The 20177-nt window shown below is 60.4% G+C and carries 17 protein-coding genes; 3 read left to right on the forward strand and 14 right to left on the reverse strand.

Going from position 1 to position 20177, the window contains the following annotated elements:
* Positions 1 to 20 precede the first annotated feature (20 nt).
* Together EQV96_RS04210 and EQV96_RS04215 are read left to right on the forward strand one after the other, a co-directional pair.
* Positions 21 to 380, forward strand: a complete 360-nt coding sequence (locus EQV96_RS04210) for a type II toxin-antitoxin system RelE/ParE family toxin (protein ID WP_095002334.1) — start codon at positions 21 to 23, stop codon at positions 378 to 380.
* Entirely contained in the window at positions 373 to 675 is a 303-nt protein-coding gene (locus EQV96_RS04215; protein ID WP_165484571.1) for an XRE family transcriptional regulator, read from the forward strand. The genes EQV96_RS04210 and EQV96_RS04215 overlap by 8 nt, the downstream gene beginning before the upstream one ends.
* 4 nt (positions 676 to 679) lie before the next feature.
* Here the strand turns inward: EQV96_RS04215 and EQV96_RS04220 are convergent, their stop codons facing one another.
* From EQV96_RS04220 to EQV96_RS04240, 5 genes are all read right to left on the reverse strand, one after another.
* Positions 680 to 1738: a linear amide C-N hydrolase gene (locus EQV96_RS04220; protein ID WP_095031856.1), complete on the reverse strand. Its 1059-nt coding sequence runs from the start codon at positions 1736 to 1738 to the stop codon at positions 680 to 682.
* Between the two features lie 22 nt (positions 1739 to 1760).
* Positions 1761 to 2258 carry a hypothetical protein gene (locus EQV96_RS04225; RefSeq protein WP_240881420.1) on the reverse strand — a complete coding sequence of 166 codons (498 nt, stop codon included), beginning with the start codon at positions 2256 to 2258 and terminating at the stop codon, positions 1761 to 1763.
* A gap of 9 nt (positions 2259 to 2267) precedes the next feature.
* Positions 2268 to 2558 carry a hypothetical protein gene (locus EQV96_RS04230; protein WP_240881421.1) on the reverse strand — a complete coding sequence of 97 codons (291 nt, stop codon included), beginning with the start codon at positions 2556 to 2558 and terminating at the stop codon, positions 2268 to 2270.
* A 109-nt stretch (positions 2559 to 2667) separates the two neighbouring features.
* Positions 2668 to 4014, reverse strand: a complete 1347-nt coding sequence (locus tag EQV96_RS04235; RefSeq protein WP_095002330.1) for a glutamine synthetase family protein — start codon at positions 4012 to 4014, stop codon at positions 2668 to 2670.
* A gap of 22 nt (positions 4015 to 4036) precedes the next feature.
* The gene (locus tag EQV96_RS04240; protein WP_095002329.1) at positions 4037 to 4594 is read right to left on the reverse strand and encodes a helix-turn-helix domain-containing protein; all 558 of its coding nucleotides are present in this window, start codon (positions 4592 to 4594) and stop codon (positions 4037 to 4039) included.
* Between the two features lie 159 nt (positions 4595 to 4753).
* On the opposite strand from EQV96_RS04240, the gene EQV96_RS04245 reads away from it, so the two are divergent.
* The gene (locus tag EQV96_RS04245) at positions 4754 to 5341 is read left to right on the forward strand and encodes a LysE family translocator (RefSeq protein ID WP_095018815.1); all 588 of its coding nucleotides are present in this window, start codon (positions 4754 to 4756) and stop codon (positions 5339 to 5341) included.
* Here EQV96_RS04245 and EQV96_RS04250 read toward each other — a convergent pair.
* From EQV96_RS04250 to bcsQ, 9 genes are all read right to left on the reverse strand, one after another.
* Positions 5338 to 6168, reverse strand: coding sequence for an AraC family transcriptional regulator (locus EQV96_RS04250; protein ID WP_240881422.1), 831 nt, complete (start codon positions 6166 to 6168; stop codon positions 5338 to 5340). The two genes, EQV96_RS04245 and EQV96_RS04250, sit on opposite strands and share 4 nt — an antisense overlap.
* Before the next feature lie 209 nt (positions 6169 to 6377).
* Positions 6378 to 7514: a cell division protein FtsQ gene (locus EQV96_RS04255; RefSeq protein ID WP_240881423.1), complete on the reverse strand. Its 1137-nt coding sequence runs from the start codon at positions 7512 to 7514 to the stop codon at positions 6378 to 6380.
* Positions 7515 to 7525: 11 nt separating this feature from the next.
* A complete protein-coding gene (locus tag EQV96_RS04260; protein ID WP_130871696.1) occupies positions 7526 to 8941 on the reverse strand; it encodes an MBOAT family O-acyltransferase in 1416 nt (471 codons plus the stop codon).
* Positions 8942 to 8959: 18 nt separating this feature from the next.
* Positions 8960 to 9628: an alginate O-acetyltransferase AlgF gene (locus EQV96_RS04265; protein ID WP_240881425.1), complete on the reverse strand. Its 669-nt coding sequence runs from the start codon at positions 9626 to 9628 to the stop codon at positions 8960 to 8962.
* Positions 9625 to 10248, reverse strand: a complete 624-nt coding sequence (locus tag EQV96_RS04270; protein ID WP_095002451.1) for an SGNH/GDSL hydrolase family protein — start codon at positions 10246 to 10248, stop codon at positions 9625 to 9627. Before EQV96_RS04270 ends, EQV96_RS04265 begins: the two co-directional genes overlap by 4 nt.
* 54 nt (positions 10249 to 10302) lie before the next feature.
* Positions 10303 to 14280 carry a cellulose biosynthesis protein BcsC gene (locus EQV96_RS04275; protein ID WP_240881427.1) on the reverse strand — a complete coding sequence of 1326 codons (3978 nt, stop codon included), beginning with the start codon at positions 14278 to 14280 and terminating at the stop codon, positions 10303 to 10305.
* A gap of 116 nt (positions 14281 to 14396) precedes the next feature.
* A complete protein-coding gene (gene bcsB, locus EQV96_RS04280; protein WP_240881428.1) occupies positions 14397 to 16703 on the reverse strand; it encodes a cellulose biosynthesis cyclic di-GMP-binding regulatory protein BcsB in 2307 nt (768 codons plus the stop codon).
* The gene (bcsA, locus tag EQV96_RS04285; RefSeq protein WP_240881430.1) at positions 16703 to 18925 is read right to left on the reverse strand and encodes a UDP-forming cellulose synthase catalytic subunit; all 2223 of its coding nucleotides are present in this window, start codon (positions 18923 to 18925) and stop codon (positions 16703 to 16705) included. Before bcsA ends, bcsB begins: the two co-directional genes overlap by 1 nt.
* Positions 18922 to 19998, reverse strand: coding sequence for a cellulose biosynthesis protein BcsQ (gene bcsQ / locus EQV96_RS04290; RefSeq protein ID WP_240881433.1), 1077 nt, complete (start codon positions 19996 to 19998; stop codon positions 18922 to 18924). The genes bcsA and bcsQ overlap by 4 nt, the downstream gene beginning before the upstream one ends.
* Between the last annotated feature and the right edge of the window lie 179 nt (positions 19999 to 20177).

Here is a 20177-nt window from a genome sequence, read left to right on the forward strand (position 1 = left end):
TTTTAGGTACACTCAAGTTCATGACTGGAATCCCTCCCATCCTGACGGTTGCATTTTTTCGCACCGAAGCCGGTAACGAACCCGTTCGCGAATGGTTAATCGGCCTTGGGCGCGAGCAAAGACGACTGATTGGCACCGATATTAAGACCGTGCAACTTGGCTGGCCGATTGGCATGCCGGTTGTTCGCAAACTGGAGCCAAAACTGTGGGAAGTTCGCTCTGATCTGGATGGCGTCATTGCCCGTATAATCTTTACGGTAATCGGCTCACAGATGATCCTGCTTCACGGATTTATCAAGAAAAGTCAGAAAGCCCCGGCGGTGGATCTGCAAACCGCCAGGCAGCGCCATGCAAAACTACGAGGTACAGCGCATGAATAACCATATCGGCTCCGACTTTGACGACTTTCTCTCGGAACAAGGCCTTGCAGAAGAGGTTTCGGCCGCCGCACTCAAACGCGTTATTGCCTGGCAGATAACCCAGGCCATGAAAGAGCAGCACGTCAGCAAAAAAAACCTGGCCGACCGCATGCATACCAGCCGCACGGCGGTGGATCGGGCGCTCGACCAGAATGACCCAGGCATGACCCTGGCCACCCTGGCCAGCGCCGCACGGGCATTAGGCCAACGCGTAGAAATTCGTCTGGTTCCGGAGCACACAGCCGAACAGGGTTAACCCCTTACGCCCCTTCAAACTTGAAGGCCGGAGTGGCCTTGAAGCGGCTTGAAACCTCCCCGGAGTAAATGGTGCTTTGGTCCGGGCCCAGATCCAGTTTTTTGACCGCGCCTGTAGCCCTGGTGAAATCGATCTTGTTCAAGTCCACCCAGAAGGTGTTTGGTGTAATGGCCGACTCGAAAAAGTACAGCCCCTGCTTGTGGTCGATTACCGAGCGCCAGCGCGTCGAGGAAATATTCGGCTCGCCGGGAGTGGTGATGCCATACGGCACTGAAACGTTGCGGATCACGCTGAATACACTGGCCAGCGACAAGCGCGAGTCCTGGTTTTTCGGCACCGCATTGACGTAAAACGAGGCCCGGGCAAAACGGTCCGCCGAGCGATTGGTACCCGGTAGCATTACCGTCCCGCCGATGGCTTGCCAGTAGGCGTTCATGGCCAGTTGGGCATCGAACGCCGGGGAGTTGGTCATGACCTGATAGCTGCGATCATGGTGGATCACCTGCTTTCCATCGATAAACTCAATGATGGCGCTGTCACCCGATGCATCGGACATTGAAAGATGCAAGGTCGCCAGGCGACTTTCACCGGGCACATTGGCGGTAACCACGGTAAAGGGTTCAGTCTTGAGCACCGCCACCGCTTCGGCAACGCTGCTGAAATTGTCCAGTACATACTGGGCCCAGGCGGCAATGCTCAGCCCCGGTTTACCCTGATTGACCGGCGGGTACTCGGACTCGACCAGCCACAGCAGGTTAGCCGACAGCCCCGCTTCGTTGACGCCGTCGGTGGTGGAAATGTCATAGCCGCTGGCAATCACGCTGCCGTACTTTGATGTCCACTTCAGCGACCCCGGCCCTACTTCACCTGTGCGCTGCATGCCCTGGGGGAAGATCCACAGGTTGGTGGCCACGTCGGTTTTCCAGTCCATCGAACGCGCCGTAATCACCCTGTCGTTGTCCCCCAGATACACCAGGCGGGTACAGGCAGTAGCCACCGGCAGCGCCAGCATAAAGCCCGCCAGGGCCAGCGTCAGGTTGCGGGTGTGTTTGAGCAGTTGCATTCCCTTGTCTCCTCGGTACTTGTCAGAAGCGCATGGACAGGCCCAGTACCGGGCCGCGCTGGGTCACGTCGTACTTGAACTTGTTGCCGGTAAAGTCGGTGGTGCGGTAATTTTGCGCCAGAACCCGATAGCCGACGCGGATGATCGTGGGGTGATCGGCCAGGTACATGCGATAACCCAGGTAGCCCTGGGCGTTCCAGGTTTTCTTTGAGGAGGTATCCAGCCCGCCGGTGTCGGTTTCACCGGACAGGGTCCAGCGGTCGGTCAGGTCAGCCTGCATGCGCAGCCCTACGAACGGGTCGGTCCACTCGGTTTTTTTCTTGGTGCTGAACCCCAGCGAGTCAATGTCCAGCTTGGTTGACAGCTTGGTCCAGCGCACACCGATCGTAGGTTCGACACGCCAGGTGCGCGGCTCGCCAAAAATCGTTTGACCACCCAACTCATACTCATAGGCCCGGTAATAGGTGCCGACAGCCAGGGTGCTCTGGGTGATCGCCAGGCCCACCTTGCGCCCGTACACCCGTTCGGACTAATCGGTTTTAGCGTGGACGCCGTCGATATAAAAACCCAGTGTGCGATTGGTCAATTCCAGATTGCCCATAAATACCGTGCTCAGGTTTTCCCAGACATCCGCAAACGGAACATCAACCTTGGTATTGACCCCGCCAAGCGCCGCCTGCCCGCTCATGGAGGGCGCCCAGACAAAGGGGCTGGCCAGCAATAACCATTGTGAGTCCGCAGGCTGATCAGCATGTGCCACCTGCACGAACAGCAACAGCGGCAAAGCCGTTGCAGCTCTATTGAACCTTGTATTTTTCATCGCCCTGACTGACCAGCATCTGATTTGATCATTAGGTATAGCAGCTCTCACCTGAAAACCTGCTGTCAGGAGTAGGCATTGTTGCGATCAAAAACTCTTGTATGGGTTTTTACATAAACCAGCGATATTCCCGGGCACTGATTTCCTGCATAAAGGCCAGATGATCCTGGCGCTTGTTCTCGCAGTACACATCGACAAATTCGCCGCCCAGCCCTTCACGCAGCTGCGGCTGGTGCTGCATGGCGCGCACGGCCTCAAGCATGTCCAGCGGGAAGGCGATGCCGCTGCTGCGGTCTTCGTTCAGGGGCAGGATCGGCTCCTTGCCCGCTTCCAGCCCGTGTTCGAGCCCCACCAGAATCGCCGCCAATACCAGATACGGATTGGCATCAGCGCCCGCAAGGCGATACTCGACCCGCAGGTTTTTACTGTCCGATTCCGGGATACGCAAGCACGCATCGCGGTCCTCATACCCCCAACTGGCCTGGGTGGCGATATTGGTCGTACCGCCCAGGCGGCGAAAAGCATTGTGGTTAGGTGCAAATATCGGCATGCACGCCGGCAGTAATTCCAGGCAACCGCCGATAGCGTGGCGCAAGGGCTGCTGCTGGTTGGCCGCCAGCAAGTTGTTGCCGCCCGCGTCGTACAGACTGACATGCACATGCATGCCGCTGCCCGGGTGCTCCAGGTAGGGTTTGGCCATAAAGCTGGCGCGATAGCCATGCTTGAGCGCCACCCCGCGGGTGCTGCGACAGAACAGCGCCGCCCAGTCCGCGGCACGCAAACCGTCATCGAGGTGAGCGAAATTGATTTCGAACTGCCCCGGGCCCAGCTCGGCCGTAATCACGGTGGCATCAATCCCTTGGGCCTGGGCCGCATCGACCATGTCATCCAGCACCGGGGCAAAGCGCGACAACCGCTCGATATGCATAGTGGGCTGATCGTCGGCATCATCGCTCAAGTGATCACGGGGGAACTGCGGCAAGCCATCGCGCAGCTTCTTGTCGAACAGGTAGAACTCCAGCTCGAACGCCACCACCGGGCGAATGCCTTTGCGCGCCAGCCGGGCCAGCACCCGGGCCAGGACTTCGCGGGGCTCAAAGACGATCGGCTGTTCAGTGCCGTCAGAAGTGATCAGCATCTGGCCCAGGGGCTTGTCTTCCCAGGTCACCGGCTTGAGCGTGCCCGGTACCAGACGCCGCACGGCATCCGGGTCGCCATCGTTGAAACAATAGTCGCCTATCTTGAACAATCCGCCCTGCACCCCTAGCAACACACAGTTCTGCGGCAGTTTCAGGACGCTGCCGGCCGCGACTTTTTCCAGCATGTCGATGGGGTAACGCTTGCCGTAGAAATGCCCGGGGATATCCAGGGAGATCAGGTCGACATAACGCACCTCGGGGTTGCGCTGACGAAACGCACGCACTTCGGCCAGCAGATCAGAGCAGGCAGCATCCATCTTCAAGGTTCCTTTGTTGTTATCAGGTGTAAACCCACAGCACGCGGGCAAGCTGCTGTGTCAGGTTGGCGTAGCGACAGCGCGTATGGCTGTCGAACTGGAAACTGTCACCGGCATTGAGGGTGGCAGGCTCAGCGTCGTCGCCCAGCCACAGGGTCAATTGCCCTTCAATGACATAGCCGCCCTGCTCCGAGCTGTCGGTCATAAGCCGTTCGCCGCTGCTGGCGCCCGCTTCCAGCAGGCTTTCGAGCATGGAGAACGACGCACGGATTTGTGGCGAGACCAGGATATCGGTGATGCCGTTGCCCAGGTACAGCGTGCGTCGCTCGTCCGGGCGGGTCACCCAGGGCAACTGCTTGGGCTTGGGCAAACTGTAGAAATAGGTGGTGGGCACACCCAGGGTTTCACTGATGGCCGTCAGGTCGGCCACCGTGGGCTGGGACAGGCCGCGCTCGACCTGGGACAAAAAACCCACGGAGCGGCCAATTTTATCGGCCAGTTCCTTGAGCGTGTACTTCTTGTGCTTGCGCAGGTCGTGGATAAGGATGGCCAGGGCGGCCATCTCTTCTTGCTTGTTCATCCCGGGCCGCCATGAAATTTAAATCATTTATTTTCATGAAAAAATACAGATTAAATTTCATAAACGCAAGATGCCTCCGTACAGGGGAGTTTTGTTCAATACGCTTGGGTCCGCGCCCCATAACCTCAGGGCTCAACCTTGGAGCGGAGAACAATAACGATGAGCGTGCTGATTTCAATGGCGGCGTTCGCCCTGGCAGCCTCCATCTCACCGGGGCCGGTGAATGTGGTGGCCCTGAGTTCGGGTATGCAGTTCGGCCTGGGGCCCAGTCTGCGCCATGTGCTGGGGGCCACCGTCGGTTTTGTGGTGTTGCTGCTGTTTACCGGTTTTGGCCTGCATGAAGTGCTCAAGCAGTGGCCGATCCTCACCGACCTGATCCGCTGGGCCGGCATGGCATTTTTGTTGTACCTGGCCTGGAAACTGGCGATGGATAACGGCCGCATCGAGTTTGGCGGGGACGCCCGGCAGCCATCGTTTTTTACCGGCGCCGCCATGCAATGGCTCAACCCCAAAGCCTGGCTGGCGGCGGTTGCAGGTATGGGCGCGTTTGTTTCGGGGGGCGAAGCCACGCTGATCTGGGCATTTGCACTGATCTACTTTGTAGTCTGCTACCTGTCAGTGGCCTGCTGGGCCTACACCGGCGCCTTTCTGAGCCGTTACCTGCACAGCACCCGGCGCATCCGCCTGTTCAATCGCGGCATGGCGGCCATGCTGGCGGGCTGCGCGGTGTCCTTGCTGTGGTTTTAGCCCTTGTACTGCCCGGGCGTGGCCGCGAGGTGTTTTTTGAACACCCGCTGGAAATGCGCCTGATCGGCAAAACCGGTTTGCTGGGCGATATCGGCGATCAACGCCCCTTCGCGCAGTTGCGCCTGGGCATGTTGAATGCGCCGATTGATCAGATAGGCGTGGGGCGTCATATGGTAACGCTGCTCGAAGGCACGGATCAGGTAAGCCTCCGACAGGCTGGCGGCGGCACAGATATCCTGCAGGCGAATGGTGTGCAGGAAACGCTCGTCGATAAATTTGGCGGCGCGCTCCACCCGTGCATTGGCGCTCTTGCGAAGCACCAGCGGGCCGCCCAGTTCCTGTTGCATCGCTGAAAAGAACTTGACCGCCGACTCGTGCTTGGCCAGCCCCTCGAGGTGCGGGTCGACCAGCTGCGCATACAGGGCGGTCAGGCCATTGAACAACCCCGGCGAGCGGGTGTGGGTGGCTGCCAGGGGCTGGTACACCCCGCTGGCCTGACCGTCAAACGCCTGTTGAATGCCTGCCAGCCACTGCGCATCGACATACAGCATCACATAGGACCATGGCTGGTCGTCCAGCGGATTACAGGCGTGGACATCTCCCGGGTTCATCAACACCACGGTGCCGGCGCTGATACCGTGACTGGTTTTCTCATGCAGGTAAGTGCAGCAGCCGGAGGTGATGGCGCCGATGGAGAAAATCTCGTGGGAGTGTCGGGCATAGCAGACCTTACGGCCATCGGCGATGGAGCGCGCTTCGATAAAGGGCAACTGCGCGTCCCGCCAGAACCGGGGTGTAGCGCAGTGTGTTGACGGGCTTGCGGGCATGGTAGCGTGACCGTGATGGGCAGGTGTCTGATCACCAGACTAGCACCTTGGCTGACCGTCCGTAGCAGCTGCCGCAGGAACGAGGCTGCGTTCGGTTGCGAAGCGACCGTAAACCCTGCGAGTCGGGTTTACCTGGCACACCGCAGTGCCTGATTTTGCGGCGACTGCGTCGCCGGACGCAGCCTCGTTCCTGCGGCAGCTGCTACGGGTTACAGTTTTATTGGCTCGCTGTAAGGCGTCTGCAAATCACGCTCGGGGATTTCCCAGATCACCAGTTTTGGCGGTGTCTGCACGAATGCAGGGTTGCTGAAGTAGCCATTGGCACCACCGCAGAACTCGCCACCGTCCTTGGAAAAGTCACCTATAGGCGCACCCAGGGCCTGCTGCAAAAAACCGGCAAAGTTGGAGTTGCGCGAAAACGATGTGCCGATCAAGGCAACGTTGGGCAGGTTGTCATCGCCAAACAGATCATCCAGGTTGTCAGCATCCCTTTGGGATAAATCGGCTTTCTCACTGAACCGGCTGGCCGCCACCGATTCTACTGCGGGTTGCAACCCCACTGGCAACCATTCAAGACCGGCCAGTCGCACCAGATCTCCCGGGCGACGCGCCGGGTCTTGCCGGGCAATTTCATAAAGCTTGTGCGGCGTGGCGCTGATCCCCATTGCCTGTACCTGCACGGCAATGGCCCTGGCTGCCGCCGAGGCCCCGGCTTCACTCCAGTGGGTATCAGTGCGCAGATAGGCATCGCTGCCCACAGACTGAAGAACTGGCGCGAGATCCACAGCGCTCACCCCTGCCTTGTTCAATCCCTCAACCCAGGCTTCGGCGCGATGTTGCAACTGTACCGGGCGGCGTAAATCACAGAGTTGCGCACTGGCAATCCGGCTCTTGTCCGGCACCACGGCCACCAGCAAGCGGATACCACGCCCGGCTAACTGCTGCTGGATTTGACGCACCGCTGCTGCCTTGGTTTGAGCATTAACCTGAGCATGACGATTGATGCGCATTTCATCGGTCAAGAACAGCCAGCCCGTACAGCCCGGACGCACCCGCGCGCCGGTGTCGTGGAACAGCAACCAGCTGGCGCCACGCTCCAGATCGGCCGCCTTTTGTGCAACGCCGGACTCGGACAACTGCTTGGCAATTCTGTGGGTCACCTCGCCATGCAGCACCGCATCACGGCTCAGGTCAGGGGCAAGCATCTGTATTTTGCCGCTGGCAAACAACCACAGGGACGAGGCAAAGCTCGCCGCCAGAAACAGCACAAACACTGCGCCGCCAAATCTGCTCACACTGGCAGTGAATTCAGTGGCTACAGCCGGTTTGGGCGATGACGAGGACATGGGCGCGACCATTAGAACTGGAAGTACAGAAAGGGCACCGCTTCACGGCTCGCTATCAAGGCGAACGACAGCAGAAAACCCGCGACTGGCCACAGCGCCGCCATCGGCGCAAACCAGAATTGCGCACCAAAACGCTCTTCATACCGGCGCTTGAACAGCGGCGCGATGATGCACGCCACCCCCAGCAATGCCGCCAGGCCGTGAGCCGAGCGCAGGGTCACGGCCAGCGCGTCGCCCAGGGCAAACTCGTGCAAACCCAACTGAGCGGCGTACATATTCAGGGCCGAAGCAAAATCCTGAGCGCGGAACAAGGTCCAGGCCATAAACACAAACAGCAGCGTCAATGTATGTGACAACCATGACGGAATGCTCGGCAGGCTGGAACGCGACCACAACCGGTCCACACACAGCGCAATACCGTGGGCCGCGCCCCATAGCAGGTAGTTCCAGCTGTCACCGCCATGCCACAGCCCCGCAATGGCCATGGTCAGGAACAGGTTGCGATAGGTTTTCCAGGCACCGTTGCGGTTGCCGCCCAGGGCGATATAAAGATAGTCCCGCAGCCAGCTGGACAACGACATGTGCCAGCGCCGCCAGAAGTCCTGAATGCTGCAGGCCAGATACGGCTGGTTGAAGTTTTCCGGGAAATGAAAACCCAGCATCAGGCCCAGGCCAATGGCCATGGCGCTATAGCCTGCAAAGTCGAAAAACAGTTGCAGCGAGTAGGCCAGGCAGCCGATCCAGGCGTCGACAAAAGAGGGGTTGTCGAGGTGAAACGCAACATCCACCAGCGGCGACAGGGTGTCGGCAACCAGCACTTTCATGCACATGCCGATCATGAAACGGCGCGCACCCAGGGAGAAATTCTGCCAGTCGAAATAACGTTGGGTGAGTTCGCGACGCACCCAGTCATAACGAATGATCGGCCCCGCAATCGAGTGGCCGAACATCGAGATATAGGTGGCGTAATTGATGAAGCTGCGCTCCACCGGCACGGTGTGGCGATGTACATCCACCAGATAGGAAATCGCCTGCAGCACGATAAACGAAAGCCCGGCGGGCAGCGCCACCCGCTGCCATTCCAGCGGCATCGCCCCCGGATACGTGATCCAGTCAATCCAGGTCGCGGCCAGGATATTGGCGTACTTGTACCAGCACAGCACCGCCGTGTTGAACACAATCAACGCAATCAACAGCCGCACCCTGCCCCGGGAGTCCTCACGACTGCGATCGATGAGCAACCCGCCAAGCCATGCCACGACCGTCAAAGCCACATGCAACGCGAGGAACATCGGGTTCAACCAGCCATAGAACAGCCAGCTGCCGATCAACAGAATCACGTTGCGCCACTGCGGCTTGCCCAGGGCGTAGACCAGCATAAAGGCCGGTAAAAACAGCGTCAGGAACTCGAGTGAGGCGAAGACCATGGTGGCAGCAGAATCCGATCAGTGGGACAGCGTGTCCGTGGTACTCAACAAACGCGGCCCGCTGGCAGATGGCAGCAACAGCACGCTGTAGCGTTCGCCAGCCTTGAGTGCGCCCAGGTCCAGCGGCGCACCGGTGTTGGCGTTGGCACATACCAGTTGCACTGACAGGTTTACCGGGTTGATTGAACGTCGCTGCAGACTGGCGAACGGTACCGCCTTGAACAGATCGCCCGTGCGCCCGGCAGGACGCAGACTGGCATCGCTGCAGGACTTGTCGACATTGACAAACGCCAGCGAAGCCTTGAGGCCGTTGAAGTCATCCGGTGTTTCGCGCACCGCGACTTGTTCGATCCCGTCGCCTTGCGGCACCACCACAATGGTCGCGAACTCACCGGGCTCGACCTTGAGGTCCAGGGCCAACTGGTGCGCACCACTGGCCAGCGAGCCCTTGACGGCCTTGCCCGAATCCACCGGGAACAACAATGAAGCAGGCGCTGCCGTTTCAAGGCGCAACGGTGGTTGCCCGGGCTGGCCCATTACGTCCAGAGGGGCAGCGGTGGCGTTGACGAAGCGGATAAAGGCGGCGTCCTGATCGGGGCCAGTGGGGTACAGCGCCACCTGCGCGCTTGCCAGTACACAGAACGACAACGCATGAGCACCTGCGAGGGCCGCGAACACTTTACTCATTTTTTGGCATCCTTGATGACCGCGGTTTGCAGCAATGCTTTGTTGATCTCGTTGCTCCAGGTCCTGTAACCCGTGGCGGTCATGTGCTGGCCGTCAATCGTGGCCCACTGCCCGGGTTTAGAGAAAGCCAGCGAGTCGATATAGCTGCACGGTGCAACGTTGGCGGCGAGGAACTTCGACGTCATTTCGACGCGGGCAAAGTTCTTGCCGTACTTGCCACCTTCCGTGCCCCAGTTCGGCCCGACCCACACGCAACGAGTGCCATTGGCGGCGATTGCCTTGGTCAGCCCGGTGGTTTGCTGCCACAGCCAGGCCTTGGGAAAGGCCGGCTTGGTGTAGCTGGCCATGGTGTCGCCCATCACGATCAGCACCAGGTCCGGCTTGTCGGTGGCCAGCAACTGGCTGATCGGCACGGTCGCGGCCTTGCCGCCGAGCACCACGGCCTTTTCGCTGCCGCGGCGTTCTGCACCGCCACAGGTGCCCGGTGTTGCCTTGAGCCAGTCACCGGCGTTGGCGCCGCAAACGCCCAGCGTGTGAACGTTTGCACCCTGAGCAACCAGATCGTTGTGCAGAGTGGCTATCAAGTAATCAGGCGTCGCCAGATGGCTGTCGCCAATCATCAAAATGGTCATGCCTGCGAGAATCGATGCTGCCACAGTGAAAGCTCCTGCTGCTTAATTCGAAGAATATGGGGAAAGATAAGGACTGACCGGCATCGGCATGCGCCCGGTGAAATCTTCAAACATGTACCGCAGGTATAAACCGCCGGTCCATTGCTTGTAGTCCTGAGCGTTGTCCATGCCGAAGCTGCCCCCCAGGAAGTAGTTGTTGCCAAGGCGGTATTCCGCTGCCGCGCCAAGGTTGTAACCAATGCCGGTTTTGTTCTGGCCCGCATACTGGGTAGCCAGGCTGCTGCCGGACGCGGCAAACACCTGCGAGACCTGTTCCAGTTGGGCCTGCATGGCGCTGTCGCCGGGAAAGTACGGGGACGAGTCCTGCTCGATATGCTGCAGGCCCACCGAGCCCCGCAGGGTGTAGCTCAGACGGTCGGTACGTTGCGACCAACTGAACGGCACGCCGATTGAAAAGAAGTTCTGCGGGCTGAAGTAACCGCCATTACCGTAGGTGAAGTTGCCCTGGTTGTTGTCATAGCGGATGGCCGTGACTCCCAGGCCGGTGGTCAGCTGGCGGGTGTCGTCGTTGAGCAGGTACCAGTAGATACCGCTACCAGCTTCGACGCGGGTGTTGTCTTCGACGTTATGGCCCAGCAGCCTGTACAGGCCGGCGTAGCCGTACACGCCGTAATCTCCGTTGTCGTACCCCAGCTGCAGGCGCCCGCCATTGGCGGTCACGCCGCCCCACTTGAGGCCGCTGCGGGCGTCCTCGGCGCCGGCAAAGGACACCAGACTGTCGTTGACCGCACGCCGCGACAGGCTCACCCCGTAACGGAAGTTGCTGCCCTCGCGAAACGGGCGATCAATGCTCACGCCACCCACCGCCGTGCTGTAAAGGAAGCCCATGGGACTTGCACCCAGATCGGCCTTGAGGCCCAGCGCCGGCATTTCATAGCCCAACGCCAGACCGACGCCGCTGTCTTTCTGGCGCCCGGCCGAGCCATTGAGATCACCCAAGGCCGTATTCAGCTGGTCAGCATCAGGGGCCGTTGCCAGCAGGTTTTGCACGGCCGTCATTTGTGCATCGTTCGGCCCGCCAAAGCGGGTCTTGGCCGAGTCCTTCACGGCGCCGGCATTGAGTGACACCGGGGTTACGCGCAGGGCGATACGGTCATCCCCCACTGGCAAACTGATTTCCAGCGGGGTTTCAACATCGGTGATTTTGCTCAGGCCCGATTCGCTGTCGTTGGTGCGAATGGTCACGCCCTGGGTAATGCGGGGGCTGCGCTCCTGATTGATCTGATCCAGGGCACTCTGCATCGACTTGCGCGCTTCCTCCTGGGGATCCAGCGGGCGGGCCACTGTCACATCGCGGGCGTTATCCAGGCCACGACGCAATGGCTGAACGTGGTACTCCTGCTCCGCGGGTGTGATGTCGTCAACCAATGCCGCAATCTGCACCTGGGCCGGTTCCGGGATTTGTGAAAGATCGGCCTCGGACAATCGCGAGTGAGTGCGCTGGCCGGACTTGCCGACAAAGGGGTTGTCGGCAACCGCTCCGGCAAACGGATTGGCCTGGGCCTTGACCGGTGACTGCAGGGCAAGGGCACGGGCGTAAAGCTCGCCGGCCTTGGCGTTCTTGCCCTGGGCACGGAAAATACCTGCCGCACTGGCCAACACTTGAGCATCGTTCGGGGCCAGCGCAAGGGCTCTTTCGGTGGCGGTTTCAGCCCCGCGCCTGTCGCCGGACTTGCTCAGTGCCTGGGCCAAGCCGATCTGCAATTGCGCATCATCCGGGGCTTTGGCCAGTAGCGGCTTATACAGCTCAATGGCCTTGGCGCTGTTACCATTGGCCAGGTACATGCGCGCCAGGGCACCGACCGCCACAGGGTCATCGGGGCGCTGGGCCAGGGCCGGGGCAAGGGTGTCATAGGCGGCCACCAGATCGCCCTTCTCCCGCAGCAAGTCTGCCTGGCGCACGGTGTACAGGTACAGCACTTCGTCGTAGCTGCGCTGATCGGCCGGGGTCAACGGCTGGCGCTGCAACTCATGCAGGAGCTGGTTGACCTGTTCATCGTCTCCGGTTTTCAGCAGCACCCCTGCATAGGCCAGGCGTAAGGCCGGCGGCGGGTTGCTGCTTTGCGCGATGGCGTTGCGCAGCATGGACAAAGCATGCTCGGAGTCGCCGATATCGACATAGGCCAGCGCCAACATACCCAGCGACTGCGGCTTGCCGTTCGCCAGCAACTCGGCACGGCGCAGCAGGGTCAGGGCCTGGGCGCCATTGCCCTGTTTGGCCAAAGCCGTGGCCTGGCTGACCAGCGATTGCAGTTGCACCTCGCTGGCCAATTGCTGCATGGCCGTGGTGCGCTGGCTGACAGGTATACGCTCGAGCGTGCTCTGTGCGCTCGACCACTCCCCCATCTGACTCGCCAGCAAGGCACTGGCAAACAGGGCCTCGGGGCGCTGCGGGCTGGCTTTGAGCAGTTCATCCATGGTCTGGCGGGCCAACTGCGGGGTTTTGCCCTGCAGGTAATACAGCGCCAGATCATAACGGGTCCACACACCCTGCGGGTCGTTGCGGACCGCTTCTTTCTGGGCGGTAATCGCGCCCTTGAGGTCGCCACTGCGCTCGGCGTTTTTCGCCTGCCCCGCCGCCACTGCCGCGTGCAACGGGCGCAAATCGCCAAGGCGTTGCTGCTGAGCCGCAGTCAAGGCTTCGACCATCTTCAGTGCCCGGTTGGCCAGGCCGTTTTGTGCCATCACGGTGATCAGTCCCAGCATCGCATCCGGGTTGTCAGTGTCCAGGGCCAGGGCCTGACGGTAGCTGGCCTCGGCACTGTCAAGCTGGTTCTGTTCGGCCTGCACCCCGGCGAGGGCGAGGTAACCGTCGGCCTGCCGTGGCTTGCTTGAGATGGCTTGCTGCAAGAGCCTGCGGGCTTTGGCCAGGTCATTGTCGGCGCGGGCCTTTTCGGCCTGATCGAGCAGGCTCCAATAACGGTTGCCGTCCAGCGCTGCTTGCCAGCGCGGGTTGCCGCCACGGCCGATGGCCCGGCGCAGCAGTTCATTGGCATCGTCAAAACGCCCCTGCCGTTGGCGTACCACGCCCAGGCCACCCAAAGCATCGCTGTCGCTGGCCTGCTCCTTGAGCCGCGCCAGAAATTCCTGCTCGGCAACCTCCAGTTGATCGCTCTGCAAAGCCTTGAAGCCACGGGCAATTTGAGGATTCTGCGGCGCCGCCACACCCGCGGTACCGCGGCTGTTCATTTGCGTGCGAATGGCCGTATCGTCCGGATTGGCCTTGAGATAGGCCTCGAACAACGGCTTGTCCACAGGCCGTGGCGTGCCTACCCAAACCAGCCCTTCGCGCCAGCTTTCGGTAGCCTGGCCGCCCAATTCCGGTACCGTCGACAATTGCGCCAGTCGGCGCAGGCCTTCGGAACGGGTAGTTTCGTTGCGCACCAGCAGCTTGGCCAGCGCCAGGCGCACCCGTGCGTTGTCCGGCGTCTGCTGCTGCAAACGCTCCAGCCCCTGACGTGCCTCGCTCCATCCACCTGGCGTGTAGCCCAGGGCATTGTAGTATTCCAGCGCCAAATCACCCTGGGGCGCCTTGCCCGCAAAAATCTTGCGGTAAATCGGCACCGCCTTTTCAAGCTCGCCATTGGTCACCAGCAAGCGCGCCGTGTCCAATTGTTCAGCGTTGTTGCCCGTCTGCAGGGCAATGGCTTGCTCCAGCAACAAGGTAGGGCGTTCGCCCGGATGGGCGCGCCGCAGTTGCCCAAGATAATTGCTGGCACCGTCGATGCGTTTTCCCTTGAGCTCGAGCATGCCCAGGCCATACAAGGCATCGGCCTGCTTGGGGTCGATCAGCAACAGCTTTTTCCAGACTTCGGTGGCCCGCGCCTGATCATCCTGGGCCTGCCAGTATTGGCCCTGTTGCAACAGCGCCTTGCCCGCGTCGTCGAGGGCGGCGTGGCTGGCGCTGTGCATCAGGCTTGCAAATATCCCGAACGCTAGGGCGTGGCGGCGAGCTGACATTTTTATTCCCACATCGATTGTTACTTCCCCTGCACGGGGAAGTACTTGTCCATAAAACCCAGCAAAATCAGGCCTGGCTCACAAAAGTAACAGTGGGGGATCCCCCCCAGCCCACATCAGGCGTCAGGTTTCGAGTCATGGATTTCACGCTCGGGCTCGCCCTGCAAGCGCTTGTTGGCCCGCGCACGCAACAGCAGATACGCCAGCCCGCTGAGCAGGATCAGGCCCAGGCCGGTGAGCACCAGTGCCAGCACCAAATGGCGCGAGATCAGCCACTGCAGGTATTTGATCGGCCCCAGGCTGCCAACGTAATACTGTTCATCAGCCACCAGCGGCTCGATATTTTTGCCACGCACCACCACCAGACTGCCCTGGATCGACTCGGTGTAATCCTCGCCGCCAATCAGGGCATTGGTCACATCGGCCAGACCTTGCGGCTGGCCGCTGGCTATAAGCACCACACTGCGCCCGCTTTTGAGCGGCGACTCGAAACCGGTCAGGTAGGTGCTGTGCGTGCCCCCGGAGAACGCCATGGCCATGCGCGTTCTGCGCAGGTTGGCTTCAGGGTCCGGACTGAGCCAGTCACGCACACGCATCGGCAGATCAGACAGGTGGAACCGCAGTTGCCCTTCGGCATTACTGGCAGGCAGACGATCGGCCCATTGCGCAAGCAACGGCTGATTGTTGCCGGACGCCAGCACCAGCAAGTCCTTGTCCGCAGCGCTGGCTACCTGCGCGGCCTGGAGCACCTGCACCCCGGTAGCCGGATACCCGGTGGCGTGGCCGAAGCGGCCGAGTACCGTCAGGTAGGCAGCCAGCTCCGCAGTACCGGCGTTTTCCGGCAATACCACGGCGGTCTGCGACAAGTCAGCCAGGCGCGTGAACGGGAAACCGGCGCCCTTGAACACGCCGAGGTTGGGCATGGCTATAAAGTGGTCGTAGCCACTGACATCGAGGGTCGACTCGGGGTCAATAGCACCGCGCATGTTGTCGATGATGATGTCGTTGCATTCGCCCTGCTTGAGGTAATCAAACATGTAGCGCAGCTGCAGGCGCGACTCCAGTGCTGCCGAATTCAACGGCAGCAACACCGTGGTTTCACGGCCAAGGCTGTCATCGGATTTCAGCGCACTGAGCACACCGCCGTCGAGTTTTTCCTGGGACAGCAGGTTCTGCGACTGAATCAGGGCCTCGTTGAAACTGATGATCAGCGACGAATTATTGGACCGTTCTTGCGGCGTGTAGCGATACTTGAGGTGCAGTGGCGCACCTTCATCGCGCCAGGTAAACAAGTCAGGGGCAAAGTTCAGCGGCACGATAATATCGCCCGGGTTGTAGCCCGCGACGCTCAACTCCTTGGCTGGCAACAACTCACCCAGTTTTACCGGGCGATCACTGGGCAGCCAGTTCGGTGCGTCATAAGGTTTGCGCGGTTGCACCACCTCCATCCGCTCAATGACCACGCTATTGCCCGACAAGGCCTGGTTGCCCAGCACCAGAGCGGTCGCAGCGCGCTTGAGTTCGGTGCCGTCGCGACCGCTGAGCACCAGTAACTTGCCATTGGCGTCGTTGGGATTGGTCATGACGGTCAGGGTCGGCCCTTTGGCGGGCGGCAGGCTCAGGCTGCCCACCTGCAAAGCATCAGGGCCACTGACTAAAACCACAGCATTACCGCTTGCAGGGATCTGGTTGAACGCAGAGGAGAATCGCGCACCGCGATAACTGGCCTGGGCACCAAACCAGGACGACAGCGCACCGGCCGCTTCCAGCGTGGCATTGTCGGGCGATGCCGCAAATACAAACGGCAAGTCCAGGGCTCGGGCATCGCGCCGGTCAAAGAACGGCAGCGGCATGATCGCCAGATCGTCAGGCAAGGCCAGGGGGGACACATCAATGCCCAGTTCGCTGGCGTTGCTGATCTTGGCCCACAGGCTGGAGTGCTGAGGGTCCTCGCAACTCATGGTGTAGTGCCCGATAAACTGCAGGCTCAGGCGGTTGAACTCGGTAATCAGATGCGCCGGAATCTGCACTACCTGCTGCTGCAGTTGCCCGGCCTTGTCCTTGGACAACGGCAGGCTGGCGGCCACTTCATCGTTGACCAGCACGTTGATTTGCGACAGCTCCGCCAGCAGCGCCGGGGAATAGGTGTACTGCAGGTTGAGTCGGGCACCGGTAACGATCGAGTCTGCGCGTACATCGAAACTGACGCTGTCAGTAGACTCTACCCCGCGCAGGCTCATCGGGTAATTGCGGCCCAATTGCTTGAGTGTCACGGTGTAGCTTTTAGCGCCGGGTGCTACGGCTGCCGGGGTATTGTCGGCACTGGCGGTGCCAGCCAAAACAGCCAGCAAGGTGCACGCCAGGCGGGCCAACGCGCCGCGCGGTTCGCGTAAATTCGCGAAGGCTGAAGTTATAGGGTTCATCACTTGTCCAGGACATTTTCTAGCGTGGATGGGGTGACGCGGCGACGGCGCAGCAAGCTGCGCACTTCCATGGCCGAGGCTTTGAAGAGTTCGTGAATACCGCGCAGGCCGATGCGGCTGACTTCGCGCAAGGCCACCATCGGGGTGTCGACCTGCCCGCTGCCCCAGGTCTTGGCCCAAGTGTCAGCACGGGAGAACGTCAGGCGAACCAGATCGCTTTGCTGGCGCAGGCTCAAGACATCGAACTGGGCGCCGAGCAACTCGCCACGGCTAAATACGATTACCGCCGGGAACACGCTCAGGTGCTGGTTGCGAAACAGTGAAATCTGCACCCGCTCGCCCTGGGGCACACTGACCCCATCGGGCAAGCGCAAGCCCACGCCTTTTTGCGAGAAGTCCTGGGTCACGCCCTCGATCACGCTGCCATCGGCACGGGTCAGGTGCGCTGCCAATTGCGCGGCAACCCGGGGCTCGGCACGGATTTGCCGGGTCTCACTGGCAACTGCCACGGCGGCGCTGGTGATAATGACGTTGTAAAGCGTCCACACCAGATTGATCAGCAACGTAGTGGTGGCACCCTCCTCGCCCATGGCCAGGCGCGCGAGCCCGTACGCAAGGCCCGCCATGTTGAGGGTCAGCAGCACGATATACGGGCGGGCGAGCTTCCAGTCGAAGAATTTCTCGTCGATGATCCCGCCCTTGTTAGTAACGTTGAAGCCACCAAGCCTGGGGTTGACCAGCGCCACCAGCACCGGACCCATGATGTACCAGGCCAGTACGGTCTCGTAGACCTCGTTCCAGAAGGAATGGCGAAAGCGCCCCTGGATAGTGGAGTTGGTCAGGCTGGCATGGAAGATATGCGGCAAAGCATAGGCCGTGATCATCAACCCGGCGGCGTGGAAGATTTGCGCGTCAAAAAACAGAAAGGCCAGCGGTGCGGTCAAAAACACCAGGCGTGGCAGACCGTAGAAAAAGTGCAGCATCGCATTGAGATAGCACAGCCGCTGCCCCAGGTTCAGGCCTTTGCCAAACAGCGGATTGTCGGTACGGAAAATTTGCGCCATGCCCCGCGCCCAGCGGATCCGCTGGCTGATATGGCTCGACAGGCTTTCGGTGGCCAGTCCCGCAGCCTGGGGGATCGCCAGGTAAGCGGTGTTGTAACCGGCGCGGTTGAGCTTGAGTGCGGTATGGGCATCTTCGGTCACGGTTTCGACCGCCACCCCGCCGACTTCCATCAGCGGCTTGCGGCGGATCACCGCGCAGGAGCCACAGAAAAACGTGGCGTTCCACAGGTCGTTGCCGTCCTGCACCAGGCCATAGAACAGCTCACCTTCGTTGGGCACCGAACGGAAGGTGTCGAGATTTTTTTCGAACGGGTCGGGTGAAAAGAAAAAGTGCGGCGTTTGCAGCATCGCCAGCTTCGGGTCTTTCAGAAACCAGCCAATACTGACCTGCAAAAAGGATCGGGTTGGTACATGGTCGGCATCGAAAAACGCCACAAACTCGCCGCTGGTGACCTTCAAGGCTTCGTTGAGGTTGCCAGCCTTGGCATGACGGTTGTTGTCGCGGGTGATGTAGTTGACGTTGATCTGCTCACAGAACTCGCGAAAGTCTTCGCGGCGACCGTCATCGAGCACATGCACGCGCAACTTGTCCCTGGGCCAGTCCATCGCCTGGGCGGCAAAGATGGTCAGCTTCACGATATCGAGGGCTTCGTTGTATGACGGAATAAATACGTCAACCACCGGCCATTCGCTTGGCGGGCTCTTGAGCAATACCGGCTGGCGCCGAAGCGGCCAGGCCGTTTGCAGGTAGCCAAACACCAGCACCACCAGGGCATAGATTTCGGCCAGCACCAGGCCGTAACCGAATGCCATGTCGACCCAGTCGTCGAACCCCAGGGTTTCGGTCAGGCGCCAGTACATGTAGCGCAGCGAAGCGGTCAGTGAGAGGCCGATCATGATCAGGATGGTCATGCGCCCTGGAATTCTGCGTAGCACCAGTGCCGCAACAAAGCAGCCAATGGCAAAGATGCACTGCGCATATAAATCGAACGGCGCCGTGATAATCAGCAGGCCCAAAACCGCACAAACCCCAGCGGTACAGGCAAGCACTGCACGGCGTGCCGCAACCGGCAACTGATCAAGGCGATCAGACAGCGACTGGGCCCAACGCTGGAAACGAGTTTGCGCAACCCCGGGGGCGCTGCCTGACGGGTTCATGGGGCTGATATCCCTGTAGAACGGGCATTTTGCAAGCCGGTTTTGAGTTGCTCGCCAAGCAGTAAAACCCCTTCACCACCTGCAGACCGGGCGGGCACCGTCAACGGATTGCGGCCGTAAGCCAAGGCCTCGCCAAAACCGTGATCCTGCACTACCACCCCCATCAACTGCGCACCCAGACGGCGCTTGAGCACTTCGAGCATGTCGCGGGAAAACTCGCGCCCGGGCTCAAATTGATTGACCACATAGCTGCGCGCAACGTCGGCTCCCAGTAGACGGTCCATATGCTCCAGGGCAATAAAGCTGGCCGCGTCGGCAGCAGTGACCACCAGCACCTGATCGGCCACGTCCAGCGCCTGCTGCAGAAAGGCCGAGCGGCCGGTGGGCGTATCGACAATCACCAGGTCATGTGTATCCAGGTCCATGCGTTCCAGTTGCCGTGCCAGCCAGTGGCGGTCCTGGCTTACTTCGCGCTCCAGGGCACAGCGCTGGTCATCGCTCAACACGCCGTAGGGCAGCACTTGTACATCGTTGAATCCCTGCTGCAGATTGCTGCTCCAGCAGGCGCTGCCGATGCCGGTCACGCCGGATTCAACGCCGAGGTGATGGTGCAGGGCATTTTGCGGATCAAGGTCAATGGCCAGGGTCTTGCCACCCTCCAGACGCAGGCTGCTTGCCAGGCTGGCGGCCAGCGTGGTCTTGCCAACGCCGCCCTTGGCCGAGACCAGCACCACGACACGAGCCTTGCACTGCGGCGTGCGCAATTGTGCCTGCAGGGCCTCGGTTTCGGCCTGACGAGCAAGCGCTACTTCAGCGAGCAAATTACGCAGCGGGATGGCAACGTCGGCAGTGCTCATCAGCGGTGCATGATCGTTGGCCAGCGATGACAGGGGCACTGGGGCAACTGGCGACAGGCCAGCGAGTAGCGGGGCCGGGACCTGAGCAGGCACAGGGGGCTTATCCTGCACTTGCGGTGTATTGGGGTAATCGAACTGACTGTCGAACTCGTGATAACTGTCCGAAGTGGCGCCGAACCTGCTGAACAAGTTCGATATGTCGTCTGTACGACTCATAAGTAGGTTCCTTCCGCACTGAGTATTCACGACGCATGGCCAGCAACTGGGGCGCCAAAATAAGCCATCACAATGCCATCGTCAATAAATTGAACAAAATTGCATTAATATCGTAATTACAAGCACAGACAATTAGCTTATTAGCCATTTTATTGACGAATTCGGCATTTTTTTATTTG

Source organism: Pseudomonas sp. TMW22080, from assembly GCF_022496745.1.
Taxonomy (GTDB): Bacteria; Pseudomonadota; Gammaproteobacteria; order Pseudomonadales; family Pseudomonadaceae; genus Aquipseudomonas; species Aquipseudomonas bubulae.